Source organism: Parapusillimonas sp. JC17, from assembly GCF_052180245.1.
Lineage (GTDB): Bacteria > Pseudomonadota > Gammaproteobacteria > Burkholderiales > Burkholderiaceae_B > Parapusillimonas.
In genome coordinates this window covers 2,534,086-2,554,979 of record NZ_CP197474.1, presented here as the reverse complement: position 1 = coordinate 2,554,979, position 20,894 = coordinate 2,534,086, and the positions used below count along the sequence as shown (strand labels likewise).

At 61.7% G+C, this 20,894-nt stretch carries 18 protein-coding genes; all 18 read left to right on the top strand.

The window, feature by feature from the left end; genetic code table 11:
- Positions 1-29 precede the first annotated feature (29 nt).
- The 18 genes from rlmN (at position 30) to rpoD (ending at position 20,846) form a co-directional block, all read left to right on the top strand.
- Positions 30-1,187, top strand: coding sequence for a 23S rRNA (adenine(2503)-C(2))-methyltransferase RlmN (rlmN, locus tag ACSBPU_RS12255; RefSeq protein ID WP_442592391.1), 1,158 nt, complete (start codon positions 30-32; stop codon positions 1,185-1,187).
- Positions 1,184-1,681 (top strand): helix-turn-helix domain-containing protein, encoded by a 498-nt coding sequence (locus tag ACSBPU_RS12250; RefSeq protein WP_180068064.1) that lies wholly within the window; start codon positions 1,184-1,186, stop codon positions 1,679-1,681. The genes rlmN and ACSBPU_RS12250 overlap by 4 nt, the downstream gene beginning before the upstream one ends.
- Positions 1,681-2,961 carry a flavodoxin-dependent (E)-4-hydroxy-3-methylbut-2-enyl-diphosphate synthase gene (gene ispG, locus ACSBPU_RS12245; protein WP_442592390.1) on the top strand — a complete coding sequence of 427 codons (1,281 nt, stop codon included), beginning with the start codon at positions 1,681-1,683 and terminating at the stop codon, positions 2,959-2,961. Before ACSBPU_RS12250 ends, ispG begins: the two co-directional genes overlap by 1 nt.
- 12 nt (positions 2,962-2,973) lie before the next feature.
- Positions 2,974-4,263 (top strand): histidine--tRNA ligase, encoded by a 1,290-nt coding sequence (gene hisS / locus ACSBPU_RS12240; protein WP_442592389.1) that lies wholly within the window; start codon positions 2,974-2,976, stop codon positions 4,261-4,263.
- A gap of 5 nt (positions 4,264-4,268) precedes the next feature.
- Positions 4,269-4,904 (top strand): YfgM family protein, encoded by a 636-nt coding sequence (locus ACSBPU_RS12235; RefSeq protein WP_442592388.1) that lies wholly within the window; start codon positions 4,269-4,271, stop codon positions 4,902-4,904.
- A 3-nt stretch (positions 4,905-4,907) separates the two neighbouring features.
- Entirely contained in the window at positions 4,908-6,065 is a 1,158-nt protein-coding gene (gene bamB, locus ACSBPU_RS12230; RefSeq protein WP_442592387.1) for an outer membrane protein assembly factor BamB, read from the top strand.
- Between the two features lie 5 nt (positions 6,066-6,070).
- Positions 6,071-7,486 carry a ribosome biogenesis GTPase Der gene (gene der / locus ACSBPU_RS12225; RefSeq protein WP_442598335.1) on the top strand — a complete coding sequence of 472 codons (1,416 nt, stop codon included), beginning with the start codon at positions 6,071-6,073 and terminating at the stop codon, positions 7,484-7,486.
- A complete protein-coding gene (gene hisC / locus ACSBPU_RS12220; protein ID WP_442592386.1) occupies positions 7,483-8,565 on the top strand; it encodes a histidinol-phosphate transaminase in 1,083 nt (360 codons plus the stop codon). Before der ends, hisC begins: the two co-directional genes overlap by 4 nt.
- A 122-nt stretch (positions 8,566-8,687) precedes the next feature.
- Positions 8,688-8,924 (top strand): RNA chaperone Hfq, encoded by a 237-nt coding sequence (gene hfq, locus ACSBPU_RS12215; protein WP_180068070.1) that lies wholly within the window; start codon positions 8,688-8,690, stop codon positions 8,922-8,924.
- Between the two features lie 75 nt (positions 8,925-8,999).
- Positions 9,000-10,097, top strand: a complete 1,098-nt coding sequence (hflX, locus tag ACSBPU_RS12210) for a GTPase HflX (RefSeq protein ID WP_442592385.1) — start codon at positions 9,000-9,002, stop codon at positions 10,095-10,097.
- Positions 10,072-11,391 carry an FtsH protease activity modulator HflK gene (gene hflK, locus ACSBPU_RS12205; RefSeq protein ID WP_442592384.1) on the top strand — a complete coding sequence of 440 codons (1,320 nt, stop codon included), beginning with the start codon at positions 10,072-10,074 and terminating at the stop codon, positions 11,389-11,391. Before hflX ends, hflK begins: the two co-directional genes overlap by 26 nt.
- Positions 11,392-11,400: 9 nt before the next feature.
- Positions 11,401-12,291 carry a protease modulator HflC gene (gene hflC / locus ACSBPU_RS12200; protein WP_442592383.1) on the top strand — a complete coding sequence of 297 codons (891 nt, stop codon included), beginning with the start codon at positions 11,401-11,403 and terminating at the stop codon, positions 12,289-12,291.
- A gap of 249 nt (positions 12,292-12,540) precedes the next feature.
- The gene (locus tag ACSBPU_RS12195; RefSeq protein ID WP_442598333.1) at positions 12,541-13,701 is read left to right on the top strand and encodes an ATP phosphoribosyltransferase regulatory subunit; all 1,161 of its coding nucleotides are present in this window, start codon (positions 12,541-12,543) and stop codon (positions 13,699-13,701) included.
- A gap of 88 nt (positions 13,702-13,789) precedes the next feature.
- Positions 13,790-15,085 (top strand): adenylosuccinate synthase, encoded by a 1,296-nt coding sequence (locus ACSBPU_RS12190; protein WP_442592382.1) that lies wholly within the window; start codon positions 13,790-13,792, stop codon positions 15,083-15,085.
- A gap of 156 nt (positions 15,086-15,241) precedes the next feature.
- The gene (locus ACSBPU_RS12185; protein WP_180068076.1) at positions 15,242-15,784 is read left to right on the top strand and encodes a phosphoribosyltransferase family protein; all 543 of its coding nucleotides are present in this window, start codon (positions 15,242-15,244) and stop codon (positions 15,782-15,784) included.
- A 220-nt stretch (positions 15,785-16,004) separates the two neighbouring features.
- On the top strand, positions 16,005-16,217 hold the full coding sequence (gene rpsU / locus ACSBPU_RS12180) for a 30S ribosomal protein S21 (RefSeq protein WP_013742464.1): 213 nt from the start codon (positions 16,005-16,007) through the stop codon (positions 16,215-16,217).
- A complete protein-coding gene (gene dnaG, locus ACSBPU_RS12175) occupies positions 16,218-18,146 on the top strand; it encodes a DNA primase (protein WP_442592381.1) in 1,929 nt (642 codons plus the stop codon).
- A 432-nt stretch (positions 18,147-18,578) separates the two neighbouring features.
- Complete coding sequence (rpoD, locus tag ACSBPU_RS12170) at positions 18,579-20,846, top strand: RNA polymerase sigma factor RpoD (protein ID WP_442592380.1); 2,268 nt, start codon at positions 18,579-18,581, stop codon at positions 20,844-20,846.
- The last annotated feature ends 48 nt before the right edge of the window (positions 20,847-20,894 follow it).

The window sequence follows — 20,894 nt, the reverse complement described above, 5'->3', positions numbered from 1 at the left end:
CGGACCGCGTCATTTTCCGCGACCAAGTCATGTCATCTACCGAACCGATCAATCTCCTGGGCATGGACTCGCCCGCCCTTGCCGAATTGGTAGGGCAGTGGGGCTGCAAACCCTTCCGGGCCAAGCAGCTGATGCGCTGGATGCACCAGCGCAACGAGGACTCCTTCGACCGGATGACCGACCTGGCGCGGGATTTCCGCCAACAACTCTCGGAGCGCTGCTCGATCCAGGCTCCGGAAGTATCGACCGAACAGCGCTCCTCTGACGGCACCCGGAAATGGCTTTTCGACGTGGGCAAGAACAACGCCGTCGAGACCGTGTTCATTCCCGAAGACGACCGCGGCACCTTGTGCATTTCCAGCCAGGCGGGATGCACGGTGGCGTGTCCGTTCTGCTCGACGGGTTACCAGGGTTTCAACCGCAACCTCACGACGGCCGAGATCATCGGCCAGCTTTGGTACGCGCGGCGTGCCCTGCAGGCGGACCTCGACGCGGCGCGCATCGGGCAGTCGCTCGAACCGCTGGCCGAACCGGCGCGCGTCATCACCAACGTCGTGATGATGGGCATGGGCGAGCCCCTGTTGAATTACGACCAGGTTCTTGGCGCGCTGCGCCTCATGCTCGACGACAATGCATACGGGTTGTCGCGGCGGCGCGTCACGGTCTCCACGTCCGGCGTCGTCCCCATGATGGACCGGCTTGCGCGCGACTGTCCCGTCGCGCTGGCGGTTTCCCTGCATGCGCCCAACGACGCCCTGCGCGACCGCCTCGTGCCGCTCAACCGCAAACATCCGCTGGCCGAACTGCTCGCGGCCTGTAATCGCTATCTCGAACATGCTCCGCGCGATTTCATCACTTTCGAGTACATCATGCTCGATGGCGTCAACGACAGCGACCAGCATGCCCGCGAATTGATTACTATTGCGGAACAAGTGCGTTGCAAATTCAATCTGATTCCATTCAATCCGTTTCCGCAGTCCGGCCTGAAGCGGTCGCCTGCGTCGCGTGTCCGTCTTTTCGCGCAACGGCTCATGGATGCCGGCATCGTAACCACGGTGCGCAAGACGCGGGGCGACGATATTGCGGCGGCTTGCGGGCAACTGGCCGGCGATGTCAAGGATCGAACGCGCATCAACGAGCGTTTGCCGGATCGTGCGGTCATTGAAATAAAACAGGAGCGTGGATGACACAACCTTTACTGAAAGAAGAAGCCCTGCCTGAATCGCCGGCCGGCATGGCCGCCATGGGTGTCGGCGCCACCTTGCGCCACCTCCGGGAAGCCAAGGGCTACTCGCCGGCTGAAGTGTCGGCGCGGCTCAAGTTTTCGAATCGGCAGCTCGAGGCGCTTGAAACCGAGCAGTGGGATCGACTCCCGGGCGGGATGTCCTTGCGCGGCTTCGTAAAGAATTACGGCCGTTTCCTCGACGCCGACGTCGACGCGCTGCTCGTCATGCTCGACGGCCAGGTAGGCAATACCGCGCCGAAACCGGTGTCCATCAGCAGTGCCAATTCCCTTGGCCCTGCCGATCTCTCCATCCAGGGCGAGCCGGTGCACCGTCCCTGGGGATGGATCATCGTCATCCTGATATTATTGTTCGTCGCCGGCTTCTATGCCATTGAACGCGGCTGGGTGCCGGATTCATGGCTGATTTTCGACTGGCTGAAATCCCTGAAGAAATAATGGACAAATCCGACCTTGCCCAGGCCTGCAGCCCTTTGCCGGTGGGTGCCGCGCCGCGCCGTCCCACGCGTTCCGCGCAAGTGACGTGGGGCAGCCGTGTCGTGCGGGTGGGCGGCGATGCGCCCGTGGTGGTGCAATCCATGACCAATACCGATACGGCGGACGCCATCGCGACGGCGATTCAGGTCAAGGAACTGGCGCAGGCCGGCTCCGAGCTCGTGCGCATCACCGTGAATACGCCCGAAGCCGCACGCGAAGTACCCGCCATCCGCGAACAGCTCGACCGCATGGGCGTGTCGGTGCCGCTGGTCGGAGACTTCCACTACAACGGCCACAAGTTGCTCGGGCAATTCCCCGAGTGCGCGCAAGCTCTGTCCAAGTACCGCATCAACCCCGGCAACATGGGCGGCGGAAAAAAGCGCGACGATAATTTCGCGCAAATGATCGAAGTCGCCTGCCGCTACGAGAAGCCGGTGCGCATCGGCGTGAACTGGGGCAGCCTGGACCATGAACTCATGGCCCGCATGATGGACGACAACAGCAAAAGGGCGCAGCCCTGGGATGCCCAGGCCGTGATGCGTGATGCGCTGGTCGTTTCCGCCATCAGCAACGCGAAGCGCGCCGAAGAGCTCGGCTTGTCGCCCAACGGCATCGTTCTGTCCTGCAAGGTCAGCCACGTGCAGGACTTGATCACGGTTTATCAGGACTTGTCCGCCCGTTGCGACTACCCCTTGCACCTGGGCTTGACGGAAGCCGGCATGGGCAGCAAGGGCATCGTGGCTTCTACGGCGGCCTTGGCCGTGCTGCTGCAGCAAGGCATCGGCGACACCATACGCATTTCCCTGACGCCCGAACCCGGCGGCGACCGCACGCGCGAAGTCATCGTGGCCCAGGAAATCCTCCAGAGCATGGGCATGCGCGCCTTCACCCCCATGGTGGTGGCGTGTCCGGGTTGCGGGCGCACCAGCAGCACGGTCTTCCAGGAACTTGCCGACAGCATCCAGACCTATCTGCGACAGCAGATGCCGGTCTGGAAGACACGCTATCCGGGCGTGGAAACCATGAACGTCGCGGTAATGGGCTGTGTGGTGAACGGGCCGGGCGAAAGCCGCCATGCGGATATCGGCATCAGCCTGCCGGGCACCGGCGAAGTTCCTTCCGCGCCTGTTTTTGTCGATGGCGAACGCACCGTCACCCTGAAGGGCGATTCCATCGCCCAGGAATTCCAGCTCATCGTCGAACAGTATGTCGAACGCCGCTACGGAGCGGGTAACCAATAACCAGAATCATTTATGACGCAGTCGTTTCAGAAGGTCCGGGCCCTGACGGGCATGAAAGATGTTTTACCAGACACGAGCGCCCAATGGGAAGAGCTCGAGGCTACCGTACGCGACTGGCTCGCCGGCTACGGCTACCGCAACATGCGCACGCCCGTGCTCGAGCACACCAGGCTCTTCACGCGCGGCATCGGCGAAGTCACGGACATCGTCGAGAAAGAAATGTATTCTTTCACGGACAGCCTGAACGACGAACAGCTCACGATGCGTCCCGAATTCACGGCCGGCATGGTGCGTGCGTGCATCGAGCACAATATGCTTTACGACCGGCCACACCGCGTTTATGCGCTGGGCCCGGTTTTCCGCCACGAAAAGCCGCAGCGCGGGCGTTATCGCCAGTTTCACCAGATCGACGTCGAGGCGCTGGGCTTCGCCGGTCCCGACATCGATGCCGAACTGATCGTCATGCTTGCCCGGCTTTGGAAACTGCTGGGCCTGACCGACATCCGGCTGGAACTCAATTCGCTGGGGCAGGCATCCGAGCGTGCCGCGCACCGCGCAGCGCTGATCGACTACCTTGAACAGCACAAGGATGTGCTCGACGAAGAAGCTCTGCGTCGGATGCACACGAATCCCTTGCGCGTGCTCGACACCAAGAATCCCGCCATGCAGGAAATGGCTGACAATGCGCCGCGGCTGTTCGATTTCCTGGGCGAAGCGTCGCTTGCGCATTTCCAGGGGGTATGCGATCGCCTGAAGGATGCCGGTATTTCGTACCGGCTCAATCCCCGGCTGGTGCGCGGGTTGGACTATTACAATCTTACCGTGTTCGAATGGGTCACCGACCGGCTGGGCGCGCAGGGCACCGTATGCGGCGGCGGCCGCTATGACGGCCTGATCGAGCTGCTGGGCGGCAAGCCTGCTCCGGCAATCGGCTTTGCCATCGGCATGGAGCGGCTGCTGGACCTGTGCTCGCAGGTGGGCGAGAGCGAACCTAGGCCCGAATGCCAGGTCTACCTGATCCACCAGGGCGAGGCGGCGCAGCGGCGTATCGCCCTGTTGGCCGAAGAGCTCCGCGATGCCGGCTTGCGAGTCATCGTCCACGCGGGCTCAGCAGGATTCAAGTCGCAGTTCAAAAGGGCTGACGCCAGTGGCGCGAAGGCGGCGATCATCCTGGGCGACGACGAACTCGCTTCGGGCCAGGCCAGCGTCAAATGGCTGCGGGAAGCAGACGCCGGCGAGCAGCCGCAACAGGAGTCGGTCGGATTCGATCGATTGACGACAGTTTTGAAACAAAGGGTTTGAGAAGCATGGCATACGATTTGGAAGAACAGGAAAAACTGGATGCGCTTCGAGCATGGTGGGACCGCTATGGCACGCTGTGCGTCGTCCTGGTGTTCGTCGTCGTGGCCGCTATCGTGGGCTGGCGCGGATGGCAGTGGTACCAGCAGCACAAGGCGACGCAAGCCATGGGCTATTTCGAAGCGCTGGAAGGCGCGGCGGGTCAGCAGGGCGAAGACGCCGTCGCCCGCATCAAGGCGGCCAGCGGCACCTTGCGCCAGGATTTCCCGGATTCCGGCTATACCTCTCGAGGCGTGCTGATCGCCGCCAAGGCGCTCGAGTCGCGTTCGGACATCGACGGTGCGCGCGAGCAGCTTGAATGGCTGACACGCCATGGCAAGGATGCGTCGCTGCAGCCATTGGCGCGGCTCCGTCTGGCCGGGGTGTTGCTCGAACAGAAGCAATACGATCAGGCATTGGCGCAATTGAACAATCCGCCCGCTTCCTTTACCGGCCTGTATGCCGATCGCCGCGGCGACATCCTCGTCGCGCAAGGCAAGACGGCCGAGGCGAAAGCGGAATGGGAGAGCGCCATCAAGGCGCTGGGCCTGGATCCGATTGCACAAATCATTCAACTGAAAATCGATGCTTTAGGTGGAGCCTGATCTATGCAAATCGCCATTACCCGTCGTGTCCTGGGCAGCGCCGTTCTGGCTGTCGGGATGCTGTCCCTTGCCGGTTGCTCCATGTTTGCCGACAAGAATCCACGCTATGAGCCCGCGGCCCTGACGGAATATGCGGCAGGGGTGTCGGCAACGGTCGCCTGGTCCGTCTCCGTTGGCAGCGGGGGCGGCTACGGCTTCGCGCCCGCGGTGCTGGGCGACGCCGTGTATGCGGCCACGCCTTCGGGGCAGGTCAGCAAGCTCGACTTGGCCAGCGGCCGGGTGCAGTGGCAGGCAACGGTGGACGGCGCGCTTTCCGCCGGCGTCGGCAGCGATGGCAATACGACCGCGGTCGCACTCGCGGGGGGTTCGGTCATCGCCTTCAACGAGCAGGGCGCGGAGAAATGGCGCACCCGGGCCAGCAGCGCGGTCGACATTCCCCCCGCCGTCGGCGCTGGCATTGTCGCGGTCCGCAGCAGCGATTACCGCATCCAGGCCTTCGACGCCGCCACCGGTGAATTGCGCTGGAGCCTCCAACGGCCGGGGCCCGCGCTCGCGTTGAAGACCAGCATGCAGATGCTGGTCGTCGAAGGGCTGCTCATCACCGGCCTGCCCAATGGCAGGCTGATGGCCATCAACGCAGCCAACGGCATGGTCCAGTGGGAAGGCGCCGTGTCGCATTCGCAAGGGGCGACCGACCTGGAACGCATCAATGATGTGGTCGGCACACCCCAGATACAGGGCCCGCTGCTTTGCGGCGTGACCTATCAGGGGCGCATCGTCTGCTTCGACGTATCGCAGGGCGGCAGGCCGGTTTGGGAGCAGCGCTTTTCCAGCAAGACAGGCATGGGCGCCGATGGGCAGCACGCCTACGCCGCCGACCAGCGCGATATCGTTCACGCTTTCGGCCTGACCGACGGCCACGAGGCCTGGAAGCAGGATGGCCTGCGCAACCGCCGTCTTACCGCGCCGGTCGTGGTGCCTCAGGCCGTGGCGGTGGGCGACTTCGAAGGCTATGTACATTTCCTGTCGCGCAACGACGGCAAGCTGCTGGGCCGCATCCATCTTGGCGGCGATGCCATCACTTCGCCGCTGGTCGCGACGCCGCGTGGCGTGGTCGCCCAGACCGGCAGCGGCAATCTGGTTTTGGTTGGTGTGAATTGAACAGCATTTCCTTTAAGCCGGTCGTGGCCCTGGTCGGGCGCGCCAATGTGGGCAAATCCACATTGTTCAACCGGATCACGCGATCGCGTGCGGCGCTGGTGGCCGATTTTTCGGGTCTGACCCGTGATCGCCACTATGGCGAAGGCCGCGTCGGCAACCATCCGTTCATCGCGGTCGACACCGGCGGCTTCGAGCCGGTTGCCAAGGACGGCATACTGCTCGAAATGGCGCGCCAGACGCAGCAGGCCATCGCCGAATCCGACGTCGTCATTTTCCTGGTGGACGCCCGCGCCGGCGTGAACGCCCACGACCACGAAATCGCCCGGTTATTGCGCAAGACCGGCCAACGGGTTTTCCTGGCCGTGAACAAGGCCGAGGGCATGCGCTACGATGCCGCGATTTCGGAATTCCACGAGCTTGGCCTGGGGCAGCCCCACGCGATTTCCGCCTCGCACGGCGATGGCGTTGTCGAGCTGATCGAAACGGCCCTGTCTTTTCTCGACGAGACTGACCACGCCGATCAGGCGGAAGACGCTACGGAAGAGCCGGAAGCCGAAGCCTTCGCACCGCCCGCGGCTGACGAGACACCCGCCGAGAAGGCGCCCATCGAGCATCGCATCAAGCTGGCCATCGTCGGCCGGCCGAACGTGGGCAAATCCACCCTCATCAACACCTTGCTGGGCGAAGAGCGCGTCATCGCGTTCGACATGCCGGGCACGACGCGGGATGCCATCGAGATCGATTTCGAGCGCGGCGGGCAGCGGTACACGCTGATCGACACGGCGGGATTGCGCCGCCGCGGCAAGGTGTTCGAAGCCATCGAGAAGTTCTCGGTGATCAAGACGCTGCAGGCCATCGAGGCGTGCAATGTCGTGCTGCTGATGCTCGACGCCCAGACGGAGATCTCGGACCAGGACGCTCATATCGCGGGCTTCGTGCTGGAAACGGGGCGTGCGCTGGTGGTGGCCATCAATAAGTGGGACGGCCTGGACGGCGAGCAGCGCGAACGCATCCTGCGCGAATTCGAACGCAAGCTGCGCTTTTTGTCGTTTGCGAAAATGCATACCGTCTCGGCATTGAATGGTCAGGGGGTCAATGCACTGATCAAGTCGGTGAACGCCGCCCATGCGGCGGCCTTTGCCAAGCTTTCCACGCCCAAGCTGACGCGTGTGCTGCAAGCCGCCGTCGAGCAGCAGCCGCCCCCGCGCAAGGGGATATTCCGGCCCAAGATGCGCTATGCGCACCAGGGTGGGCAGAATCCGCCGCTCATTGTCATCCATGGCAATGCGCTCGATGCCGTGCCGGATGCCTACAAGCGCTATCTTGAATCGCGTTTCCGCGCAGCCTTCAAGCTCGACGGGACGCCTTTGCGCATCGAATTCAAATCATCCCATAATCCTTATGTACAGGGGACGCAGTGAGCCGTTTCTGGAGTGACCACGTCGCCAACCTGGCGCCTTATGTCGCGGGCGAGCAGCCCAAGCTTTCAAAGCTCGTGAAGCTGAACACCAACGAGAACCCGTACGGTCCGTCGCCCAGGGCGCTCGAGGCCATACGCGCGGCCACAGGGGACCGCCTGCGGCTCTATCCGGATAATGAAAGTACGGTGCTGCGTGCGGCGATCGCGGCGCATCACGGCGTGGAGCCGGGGCAGGTGTTCGTGGGCAACGGCTCCGACGAAATCCTCGCCCATGTCTTCAACGGCTTGTTCCGGCGCAATGGGCGCGTCCTGCTCATGCCCGACATCACGTACAGCTTCTACAAGACTTACTGCCGCCTGTACGACGTGCCGGCCGAACTCGTCCCGCTGGACGACGAGTTCGCCATCCGGGTCGGGGACTATACCGCGGCCCGCACGGAGCCGATAGCGGGCATCATCCTGGCCAATCCCAATGCGCCGACAGGCCGGGCGCTGTCCCTGGATGAGATCGAAGCCATCGCGAAAGCCCATCCGGACGCGCCGGTGGTGATCGACGAGGCATACGTGGATTTCGGCGCCGAATCGGCGATCGCCTTGCTGGGCCGCTGCGCCAACATCGTGGCCATTCACACGTTTTCAAAGTCGCGCTCGCTGGCGGGTCTGCGGGTGGGATTCGCCATAGGCGGCGCGGAGATCATCGACGGCCTCAACAGGGTAAAGGACAGCTTCAATTCTTATCCGCTGGACAGCCTTGCCCATGCCGGCGCCACCGCGGCGATCGAAGACGTCGACTATTTCGACCGGACCCGTAACAAGGTCATGGAAACCCGCGCCGCGCTCACGCAACGGTTGGAAACTTTTGGATTCAAGGTATTACCAAGCCGTGCCAACTTCGTATTTGCCTCGCACCCGGATCACGACGGAAGCAAGCTGGCCGCAGCCTTGCGCGCAGAGGGAGTTCTAGTGCGCCATTTCAATCAGCCGCGCATCGACCAGTTCCTGCGCATTACTATCGGCACGCCGGAAGAGTGCGAACTTCTGTGTAAAACCTTGGTCAAAATCCTAACCAAAACACATTAAAATTGCGTTGACGCTACCTAACATTAATGTCTCGCTCCGTGCGCATTCAGGGAAAACCCTGTACAGTATGCGTCTTAGCAAGACGTACCACCTTACATAACAACAGAATTGGAGCCTAGCCAATGAGCAATAAAGGGCAAACACTACAAGATCCGTTTTTGAACGCGCTACGCAAGGATCACGTGCCCGTGTCGATTTACCTGGTCAATGGGATCAAACTGCAGGGGCAGGTTGAGTCATTCGATCAATATGTCGTTCTTCTACGCAATACCGTGACGCAAATGGTGTACAAGCATGCCATTTCGACCGTCGTGCCGGCTCGCCCCGTCAATTTCCAAGTGGATGACTCTTCTGAATAATTCAGTAACTATCCGCCACCCTCAAACGCCCGCCACACGCCTCGCGTTGGCGGGCATTTCGTTTGGGCGCAGCGCATGAAGGCGCTGATCATCAGCGTGGACCTGGGCGATCTGGATTACCAGGCGCACGCACAAGAATTCACCATGCTGGCCAAAGGCGCCGGCGCAGACATCGTAGGCACTGTCGTCGCGCGCCGAGCCCGGCCCGACGCGGCCTATTTCATCGGTTCGGGCAAGCTCCAGGAAGCCTCCATGGCGGCGGACGCGGCCAACGCCGACATCATACTGTTCGACCAGCCTTTATCGCCCGCCCAGCAGCGCAATATCGAAAGAGCGCTCAACCGGCGTGTTGTCGATCGGGTTGCATTGATTCTGGACATCTTTGCCTTGCGCGCCAAAAGCCATGAGGGCAAGCTGCAAGTAGAGCTCGCCCAACTGCAGCACCTGTCCACTCGGCTGACGCGCATGTGGACCCACCTGGAACGGCAACGCGGCGGCATAGGCATGCGAGGCCCAGGCGAGGCTCAGCTGGAAATGGACCGTCGCATGATCGGCGCCAAAGTCCGTCTGCTCAAAGAGCGGCTGGCTCGCGTGCAGCGTCAGCGAACGACGCAGCGGCGTGCCCGCTCGCGCGGCGACACCTTGTCCGTGTCGCTGGTCGGCTATACCAATGCCGGGAAATCGACGCTTTTCAATGCGCTCACGCGTGCCGGCGCCTACGCCGCCGACCAGCTTTTCGCAACGCTGGACACCACGACCCGCCGCATCTGGATCGAAGGGGCGGGCCAGGTGGTGGTCTCCGATACGGTGGGCTTCATACGCGACCTGCCGCCCACGCTGATCGCCGCCTTCCGCGCCACTCTTGAAGAAACCGTGCAGGCCGACCTGCTGCTGCATGTGGTCGACGCGGCAAGCCCGCAACGGGAAGAGCAGATCGCCGAAGTCAACAAGGTATTGGCAGACATCGGCGCCGACGAGATTCCGACGATTCTGGTGTATAACAAAATCGACCTGGCCGGATATGAACCCCGGGTCGAACGTAACGAACATGGTACGATTGCACGAGTTTTTGTCAGCGCCTCAGAGCGCTTGGGTCTAGATGGATTGCGTGGGGCAATCGTCGAATCTGGTCAAATCGCGGGAAACAATGCGTTTAATGTCGAAAATATTTAATTTGAATGATCCCGGTTGGGGACGAGGCGGCAACAACGGCGGCTCCGAGCCGCCACGCCAACCCAACAAGGGCGATGGTCCTCCTGATCTGGACGAAGTCTGGCGCGATTTCAACAATCGCCTGGGTTCGCTGTTCGGCCGCAAGCCCAAGCGAGGCGGGAACCGCTACGGCGGCGGGGGCGACAACGGTCCCGGCCTGGGCGGGCCGCAACTGCCCAAGGGGTCGCCCAAGCTGGTGGCCATCATTCTCGTCCTGCTGGTCGGGCTCTGGCTCGCCAGCGGCTTCGTGATCGTTCAAGAAGGGCAGGTCGCGGTCGTCACCCGTTTCGGACAATACACCAAGACCCTGTCGCCCGGCCTGCAGTGGCGTGTTCCGTACCCCATCGAAGACCACCAGACTGTCAATATCGCCCAGCTGCGAACCTTCGAAGTCGGCTTCCGCGGCAATGCGCGCAACAAAGTGCTGCCCGAAGCGCTCATGCTCACGACCGACGAAAACATCGTCGATCTGCAGTACGTGGTGCAATACCGCCTGATGCCCAACGGCGCGCCCGATTATCTGTTCAAGACCAGCCAGCCCGACGAATCCGTCCGCCAGGCGTCCGAAACCGCCATGCGCGAAATCGTCGGCAAGAAGCCCATGGACTTCGTCTTGTACTCCGGGCGTACTGAAGTCGCGACCGAAGTGCAGCGCCTGGCGCAAAGCATTCTCGACCGCTACCAGACCGGCATCCAGATCAGCACGGTGGCCATCCAGAACGTGCAGCCGCCGGAACAAGTCCAGGCGGCCTTCGATGACGCCGTCAAGGCCGGCCAGGACCGCGAGCGCCTGATCAACGAAGGCAATGCCTATTCCAACAAGGTTCTTCCCGAGGCGCAGGGCCAGGTCGCACGCATGCTGCAGGAAGCGGAAGGCTATCGCGCCAAGATCATCGGCGATGCCGAAGGCGATACCTCCCGCTTCACCAGCGTCGAGGCGGAGTTCGCGAAAGCGCCCGACATCACGCGCGAGCGCATGTATTTGTCGACCATGCAGGACATCATGCAAAGCACCAGCAAGATCATGATCGACTCCGAGGCCAGCAATAACATGCTTTACCTGCCGCTGGACAAGATCATTCGCCAGACGGCGGGCGATCAGCCCAGTTTCAGCTCCTCCGTCGAAAGCACCGCCTCCGCGGCGGCTGCCACTCAGCCTACCAAGCCCGTGACCCCAGCGCGCCCCGCGGCGCGCGGCACGACGCCGAACGGCTCGAGCAGCAACTCGCTTTTGGTTAGCCCGTATTCCCGCTAGGAGGCCGCGATGCAACGTTTTTTTCCTGTTTTAATCGGCCTGGTCATTGTCCTGGCGGTACTTTCTTCCTGCGTATTCGTCGTGCGCGAGCGTGATGCGGTCCTGGTGTTCGCGCTTGGCGAGGTGCGCGAAACCGTGACGAAGCCTGGGCTCTACTTCAAGTTCCCGCCTCCTTTCGAGAACGTGGTGCGCCTGGACAAGCGCCTGCAAACCATTGAAACCAACGATCCGGAACGCATCCAGACGGCGGAAAAGAAGAACCTGCTGATCGACTCATTCGTGAAGTGGCGCATTTCGGATCCGCGACTGTTCTATGTCACGTTCGGCGCCACCGATCGCGCCGCCGTCGAGCGCCTGCAGGCCCAGATCCGGGATGCCTTGAACGCATCCGTCAACATCCGGACGGTGAAGGAAGTGGTGTCCAATGAGCGCGACACCATCATGCGCGAAATCCTCAACAATGTCACTGAGCGTGCGAAGCCTCTGGGTGTCGAAGTCGTCGACGTCCGGCTGCGCCGCATCGACTTTGCCCCCGAGATCTCGGAATCGGTCTACAGGCGCATGGAAGCCGAGCGCAAGCAAGAAGCCAACCGCCTGCGCGCAACGGGTACCGCCGACAGCGAACGCATACGGGCGCAGGCCGATCGCGAGCGCCAGGAACTGCTTGCCACCGCATACGCCCAGGCGCAGCAGATTAAGGGCGAGGGCGATGCACGGGCCGCCGGCATCTACGCCGAGGCCTATGGCAAGAACCCCGAGTTCTTCTCTTTCTACAAGAGCCTGGAGGGTTACAAGGCGGCTTTTGCCGGCCAGGGCGATGCCTTGGTCATCAGCCCCAAATCGGATTTCTTCAGGTTCTGGCGGCAGGCCGAAGGCCAGACGCAAGCCGCGCAGCCCTGATCGGGGCGCCGCATTGCTGTGGGGGGTCAGACCCGCTGGGTCTGACCCCTTTTTCAGCAGGGCGGGGTCAGACCCAACGGGTCTGACCCCATCCGTCCCACATGGCCCTGTTTCACTTATTGAGCTTGATCGTTTATACTAACGCGTAAGTTTTGTTTACCTTTACCGCAAGCGACTTGGCGGGCTTACGCCCCAGGTCGCTTTTTGTTTGGCAATTTTCATTCGTATTGCTTTTTTCAGGACTGAATGATGTCCACTTGGTTGTTGCCCGAAAGCCTGGCCGATATCCTTCCCGCCGAAGCGCGCCGCATCGAAGAATTGCGCCGCAGCCTGCTGGATCTCTATCGCACCTACGGCTTTGAGCTCGTTGCACCGCCGCTGGTCGAATACCTGGACTCGCTGCTGTCAGGCACGGGGGGCGACCTAAATCTGCGCACCTGCAAGCTTATCGATCAGTTGTCGGGCCGTACGGTCGGCGTGCGGGCCGACATGACGCCGCAAGTGTCGCGCATCGACGCGCATTTGCTGAACCGCGAAGGCGTGACGCGCCTGTGCTATTGCGGTACCGTGCTGCATGCCCGGCCGGCGGGCTTGTTGTCCGACCGCGAACTGCTGCAGATCGGTGCCGAGATCTTCGGGCATGCCGGTTTCGAGGCCGACATCGAGATCATCGAACTGGCCCTGGCAAGCGTGCGGCGTGCCGGCGTTTCGCAGGCACGCCTGGACCTCAATCATCCCGGCGTGCCGCGCGCCATCGTCGATTCCGATCCGGCTCTGACCGGCGCCTCCGAAGATGTCTACGAGCTGCTCAGCACCAAGGATATCCCCGGCCTCAGCGCGCTGGCGTCCCGGTATCCCGGCCTGCGTCCGGAAACTACCCAGGCCTTGAAGGCGCTGGCCTCTCTTTACGGGGGCACCGAAACGATAGCCCGCGCGCGGCAGGTGTTGCCGGCCTTGCCGGCGCTGCGCAAGGCGCTCGACGATCTCCAGGCGCTGATCACCGCGTTGCCGGGGCACGAATTCAGTGTCGACCTGGCCGATATGGGCAGCGGCTACGGCTACCATTCGGGCGTGGTCTTTTCCATCTATGCCCAGGGCTGGCATGACGCGCTGGTACGGGGCGGCCGGTACGATGGCGTGGGCAAGGCATTCGGCCGGTCGCGTCCCGCAACGGGTTTCAGCCTGGATCTGCGCAAATTGTCGGGCGGCCTGCCGCCGGCCGCCAGGGCAAAGGCCATACGGGCGCCCTGGGGCACCAACACGGAGCTCGTTGCGGCATTGCGCCAACTGCGCGATGAAGGCGAAATCGTGATACAGATGCTGCCGGGACAGCCGCAGCTTCTGGATGAATTTACCGTTGACAGGGAGCTGGTTCTGGATAACGGCGCATGGAAGGTGAGAGCGATCTGACGGCCTGCGTCGCGGGCTTGATCTATCGTATGATTTAAACCTACTTTGGCCTTGTCGCTGCCGGGCCGAAAATTTTTTGATACGTAACATGAGCAAGAATATTGTGGTGATCGGCACCCAGTGGGGTGACGAAGGAAAAGGAAAGATCGTCGACTGGCTGGCTGAATCGGCACAGGGCGTCGTGCGTTTCCAGGGCGGCCATAATGCCGGCCATACCCTGTGGATCAATGGCAAGAAGACCATACTGCGCCTGATCCCCTCCGGCATCATGCATTCCCACGTAACCTGCTACATTGGCAACGGCGTGGTGCTTTCGCCCGAGGCCCTGCTGAAGGAAATCGCCGAGCTCGAAGAAGCCGGCCTGGATGTTCGCAGCCGTTTGCAGATTTCGCCCGCCTGCCCGCTGATTCTTCCCTACCATATCGCCGTAGACCAAGCGCGCGAAGCCCGCAAGGGCGAGGGCAAGATCGGCACGACGGGCCGCGGCATCGGCCCGGCGTACGAAGACAAGGTCGGACGCAGGGCCTTGCGCGTTCAGGATCTCTACGATCCCGAGATCTTCGACGAAAAACTGGCTGAAGCGCTGGACTACCATAACTTCGTCCTGACCCAGTATCTTGGAGCCAAGGCCGTTCCGGCGAACGAGGTTCGCGACCAGGCGATGGCGCTTGCGCCCAGCATCAAGCCCATGGTGGCCGATGTCTCCAGCAGCCTGCATGCCGCCCAGAAGGCCGGCAAGAAATTGTTGTTCGAAGGCGCACAAGGCGCACTGCTCGATATCGACCACGGCACATATCCTTTCGTCACGAGCAGCAACTGCGTCGCCGGGGCGGCATCGGCGGGCGCCGGCGTCGGGCCGCAGTCCTTGAATTATGTGCTTGGCATTGCCAAGGCTTACACCACGCGCGTGGGTTCGGGGCCATTCCCGACCGAGCTGCTCGACGACACCGGTGCCCGCCTGGCCACCGTCGGCAAGGAATTCGGTTCGGTCACCGGACGGCCTCGCCGCTGCGGCTGGTTCGATGGCGCTGCAATGAAGCGGTCGGTCATGATCAACGGCATCTCCGGCCTGTGCATCACCAAGCTGGACGTGCTCGACGGCGTAGAGCAAATCAAGATCGGTGTGGGCTATCGCTACAAGGGCGAATTCCTCGACGTCCTGCCCTACGGAGCGCATGCCGCCGCCGAAGCCGAGCCCGTGCTCGAGGAAATGCCGGGCTGGACGGAATCCACCGTCGGCGTCACCGAGTACGACAAGCTGCCGGTGAACGCGCGCCGCTACCTCGAGCGCATCGCCGAAGTCTGCGATGTTGCCATCGATATGGTGTCCACCGGTCCTGATCGCATGGAAACCATCGTCCTGCGCCATCCCTTCAGCGGCTGACGCACGGCAAGGCTCATTCCGGTTTTGCGTTCAGTACGCAACAGAAACCCCGGCAATACCTATGTATTCCGGGGTTTTTTGCCATGCGGACTTTTCCGCGACAAGGGGTCGGGTTTATGATTATGGTCCTTTGTGACTGATTATGGAAAGCGGTACATGAGTCAACCTCCGAGCACAGACCGGGACCTATGGGTTAGCTGGGACGACTACCACGGCCTCATCGAGCGCCTGGCATTGAACGTCCATTCTTCCGGCTGGCAGTTCGATAAAATTGTCTGCCTTGCGCGCGGTGGCGTGCGCGTCGGAGACGTCCTGTCGCGCATCTTCGATATGCCGCTGGGCATTCTTGCCACCAGCAGCTATCGCGAAGCGGCGGGAACGCAGCAAGGCCAACTGGACATCGCCCAGTTCATCACCATCACCCGCGGCACGCTCGATGGCCGCGTTCTGCTGGTGGACGACATGGTCGACACGGGCATGACGTTCAACCGCGTGCGTGACCACCTCCGGTCGCAATTTCCCGCGATCAGCGAATTGCGGACAGCGGTCTTGTGGTGGAAGGGCCATTCGCAGGCCACGCCCGATTATTATGTGGACAAACTGCCCACCAATCCCTGGATACACCAGCCCTTTGAAGACTACGACAGCCTGCGGCCTCACCAGCTCGAGGCATGGATACGCAAAGGGCGCCGCAGTTGATCCCGGGGTCAGGCCCCGAAGGGGTCTGACCCCAACTTGAATTGCTTATGTAGGGAACAGACTCCATTCGGGGTCTGTCCCCGTGCCGAGGCGGGGGGTCGGACCCCGGATGGGGTCCGACCCCAGCAATTTCCCCTCACAGGTTGCGGCTTTCGTGCTAAAATCCCAGGTTGTCATTTAATATTTTCTAACCTTTTACCTCCTTAGGGCTTAAGAATACATGCCTATCGTTCGTCTGAAAGAAAACGAGCCGTTTGAAGCCGCACTGCGTCGCTTTAAGCGCACCATCGAAAAAATCGGCCTCTTGACCGAGCTGCGTTCGCGCGAGTTCTACGAAAAGCCCACGGCCGAGCGCAAGCGCAAGCACGCGGCAGCTGTCAAGCGCCACTACAAGCGCATCCGCAGCCAACAACTGCCTCCGCGTCTGTATTGATTGATACCTGAATCATTTGTTCAGGAACTGCTCGCCCGAGTTGATGTTGTCGACGTCGTCGGGCGATACGTACAGTTGCGCAAGGGCGGGGCCAATCTCTTAGGCCTGTGCCCCTTCCACAACGAAAAAAGTCCTTCGTTCACCGTCAGCCCCACCAAACAGTTTTATCACTGCTTTGGTTGCGGAGCGCATGGTTCCGCCATTACCTTCCTGATCGAGCACACCGGCGCGAGCTTCCCGGAAGCCGTGCGTTCGCTGGCTGCAAGCGCGGGCATGCGGGTGCCGGAAGAGCCTCGAAGCCCTAGGCAGCGTGCCGAAGACATCCGGCGCAAAGAAGAGGTCTCGCGCCACCAGCAAGTGTTGGACATGGCGCAGGCTCACTATGCGCGCGCGCTCAAGCAATCGGCGGAAGCCGTCCGCTATCTCAAGCAGCGGGGGCTCTCCGGCGAACTGGCCGCCCGCTTCGGGCTTGGCTGGTCGGGGCATGACCGGCGTGGCCTGGCAGACGTTTTCCCCAACTACGAAGAGCCGGTGCTGGTGGAGTCCGGGCTGGTGATCGAGTCGGAGGACGGGCGTCGCTACGATCGCTTTCGCGAGCGCATCATGTTTCCCATCCGGAACCAGCGGGGCAATCTGATCGGCTTCGGCGGCCGGATCATCGGCAAGGGCGAGCCCAAGTACCTGAACTCGCCCGAAACTCCTCTGTTCTCGAAGGGAAACGAGCTTTACGGGCTGTGGGAGGCGCGCACCGCCATCCGCAGCGAGGGCCATGTGCTGGTCGTCGAGGGCTACATGGACGTCGTCGGGCTCGCCCAGCATGGCGTCGGAAATGCGGTGGCCACGCTCGGCACGGCTACCACGCAAGCCCATATCCAGAAGCTGCTGCGTGCCAGCAGCAAGGTCGTCTTCAGTTTCGACGGCGACAAGGCTGGGCGCCGCGCCGCATGGCGCGCTTTGCTGGCCTGCCTGCCGCTGCTGCGGGACGATGTGTCCATGCGCTTTCTTTTCCTGCCGGCCGATCATGATCCGGACTCCTACATCCGGGAATACGGGGCCGAGGCGTTCAAGGCGACAGCGGCGGAAGCCATGGCCTTGTCGCGTTTCATGATGGACGAGCTGGCTTCGCACCATGCCATGGACGAGCCCGAGGGCAGGGCGGCCTGTGTCCATGAAGCCAAGCCTTTGTTCGACCTGTTGCCGTCCGGCGCGTTGCGCATGCAGATGGAACGGGAGTTCGCAAGACTGGTCCAGTTGACACCCGAAGAACTCGCGCAGATGTTCCATGCCGTTCCCGATACGCCGGTGATTGTCGGAGGCGATCATCCGGTTTCGGCGCAAGGGGCGCCATGGCCCGAGCACGACGAGCCGCCTGGCTTCATGGACGCGATGGCGGCGGATCACGGCGACTACCTGCACGTGGATCCCCACGACCACTACGATGAACCACGAGCGGTCGCGCCGTCCAAATCCTTTGGCAAACGCGAGAATCCCCGCAGTGTCACGCCGATGGCCAAGCGCTTGTTGCGGCTTCTGCTGGCGCATCCTGAGCTGGTCTCCGGGCTGGGCGACCAGCAGCTTGAAATTCTGGAGCATGGCCCCCATTTAGTACTTGTACGCGATCTGATCACCCTGGCCAATATGTCGGGCGCCCGCCACGCCGGTGCGCTGCTGCAGGCGGCCGAACCGGGAAGCGATCTGGAAGGCGTTCTGGCGTCGCTGTCGCCCGAGCTGCTTGCCCAAGAGGAACTTCCGGATCCGCAGGGCGAATGGAACGACGCGTTATGGCGGATCGAGCTGGATGCGATCAAAGCCGAACAGTCCGCCTTGGTACAGGCGGGCCTGAAGGATGAGTCTTCCCAAAGAAGATATCAGGAATTGACTCGCAGGCTGGCGCTTCTGCATAGTGCTAGTTTGCGACAACTGAGGTAAAATTGATGGTTTTCGTCAAGTAACTATATACTGATTTCCCGTTTTGAAAAATAATGCCGAAGAGCGGTCGCCCGAAAGGGAAGTGATCCGACAGGGCAGTCGTCCGGAAGGGCGGTGATCCGGTTCTTTGGCAGATGGCGTTTTACGAAGCCTGAGTTATTGAATGCGTATTTGAAATATACGACAAATCACGCAACGAATCGGGGTGAATCGAATGCGCAGCAACACGATTGTCGGTTGGTCAGCCAATTTGCCTTGCCGGGTCCTGCCATGGACGCCAAAACATGCCAAGGAAACTCACACCAGGCGGCCCGTGACCGAAATCAAAATTGCCGCCGCGGTATATAGAAACTTTGCGATGAATGAGTTCTGCCCCTGCAACACTCGTCTGCCTTAGGCGGACCGAGTGCTTTTGCGCCTACGGAAGCGACTATGACCCAAGTGACTGGTAAAACCCCCCAGGCAGTTGATGAAACTGCAAAGAAATCCAAAACCATTGCGGCAACGAAAAGCGTTGACAAGGCGGCGGTGAAAGTCGGGGGACGCGTCAAGGCAGAGCAATCTCCTGACGCAGCGTCGGCAACAGAAACGGCGCCTGCCAAGAAAGCCGCCAAGAAAGCTGCCACCGGCGCGGCGGTAAAAACGGCACGCAAGACAGCGGCCAAGGCGGCGCCCGCGGCCAAGAAGGCGGCGAAGGCGCCCACTGGCCGCAGACCGGGACGCCCCGCCAAGAACGCCAATACCGATCCCGTCGACTTCAATGACGACGATAACGGCGATGCCGAGATCATTCCCGAGCTCAAGCCGCTCCCCAAGCGCGGCGGCAAACGCGGCAAGGGCGACAAGGACGTGCCCACGCGCAGCGCGCTGACGCCCGAAGAGCAGGAAGCGCGCCGCAATCGCCTCAAGGTGCTGATCAAGCTCGGCAAAGAGCGCGGTTACCTGACCTACGGCGAAATCAACGACCACCTGCCCGATGACCTCGTCGATGCGGAAGCCATCGACGGCATCATCAGCACGTTCAGCGACATGGGCATCTCGGTCTACGACCAGGCGCCCGATGCCGAAACACTGCTCATGAGCGACAACGCGCCCGTCGCCTCCAGCGACGACGACGTCGAGGACGAGGCCGAGGCGGCGCTCACCACGGTGGATTCCGATTTCGGACGCACGACCGATCCCGTGCGCATGTACATGCGCGAAATGGGCACGGTCGAACTCCTGACCCGCGAAGGCGAAATCGAAATCGCAAAGCGCATCGAGGACGGCCTGAAGCACATGGTCATGGCCATTGCGGCCTGCCCGACCACGGTCAACGAGATTCTGCAGTACGTGCAGCGCGTGCGCGACGGCGCCGCCCAGATCGACGAGATCGTCGACGGCCTGATCGACCAGGAAGGCGAAGAATATGCGGGCGCCGGCGTTTCCGTCGACAACGACGAGAACGAAGACGGCCCTGCGGGCGGCATGAGCAGCAAGCAGCTCGAGTACCTGCGCACCAAGTCGCTCAAGAAGTTCGAGATCATTGGCGAGTGGTTCGAGAAAATGCGCGCCGCCTTCGAGCGGGACGGCTATCAGGCGCCCGAATACGCCGAGGCGCAGGAAGCCATTCTGAACGAGCTCATGGGCGTGCGTTTTACCGCGAAAATGGTCGAGAAGCTGGCCGATACGCTGCGCGAGCAAGTCAACGAGGTCCGTAAGCACGAACGTGCCATCCTGCATACTTGCGTGGACCGCGCCGGCATGCCGCGCGCTTATTTCATCAAGGCATTCCCCGGCAATGAAACGAATCTGAACTGGGTGCTCGATGAAGTGGCGGCGGGCCATGCGTATTCAGAAACGCTCGAGCGCCATGTTCCGGCCGTCCAGGAAATCCAGCAGAAGCTCATCGATCTGCAAGCCAGTGTCGTCCTGCCCTTGAAGGACCTGAAAGACGTCAACAAGCGCATGGCGACGGGGGAAGCGAAAGCCCGCAAGGCCAAGCGCGAAATGACCGAGGCCAACCTGAGGCTGGTGATTTCCATCGCCAAGAAGTACACCAACCGCGGCTTGCAGTTCCTGGATCTCATCCAGGAAGGCAACATAGGCTTGATGAAGGCGGTGGACAAGTTCGAGTATCGTCGCGGCTACAAGTTCTCGACCTACGCGACATGGTGGATACGCCAGGCCATTACGCGTTCTATCGCCGACCAGGCCCGCACCATCCGCATTCCGGTGCACATGATTGAAACGATCAACAAGATGAATCGCATCAATCGCCAGATCCTGCAGGAAACCGGCTCGGAGCCCGATCCCGCCACGCTGGCCCAGAAAATGGACATGCCCGAGGATAAGGTCCGGAAGATCCTGAAGATCGCAAAAGAGCCGATCTCGATGGAAACACCCATCGGCGACGATGATGACTCCCACTTGGGCGACTTCATCGAAGACACCGGCACGCTGTCGCCGTCCGAATGGGCCCTGCACGGCTCCATGCGCGACGTGGTCAAGGAAGTGCTCGACTCGCTTACTCCCCGCGAAGCCAAGGTGCTGCGCATGCGTTTCGGCATCGAAATGAGCACGGACCAGACCCTGGAAGAGGTCGGCAAGCAGTTCGACGTCACGCGCGAACGGATCCGCCAGATCGAGGCGAAGGCGCTGCGCAAGCTGCGCCACCCCAGCCGCGCCGACAAGCTCAAGAGCTTCCTCGAAGGGCAATAGGATCAGTAGGGGTCAGACCCCGTACGGGGTCTGACCCCCGCCGCAGCC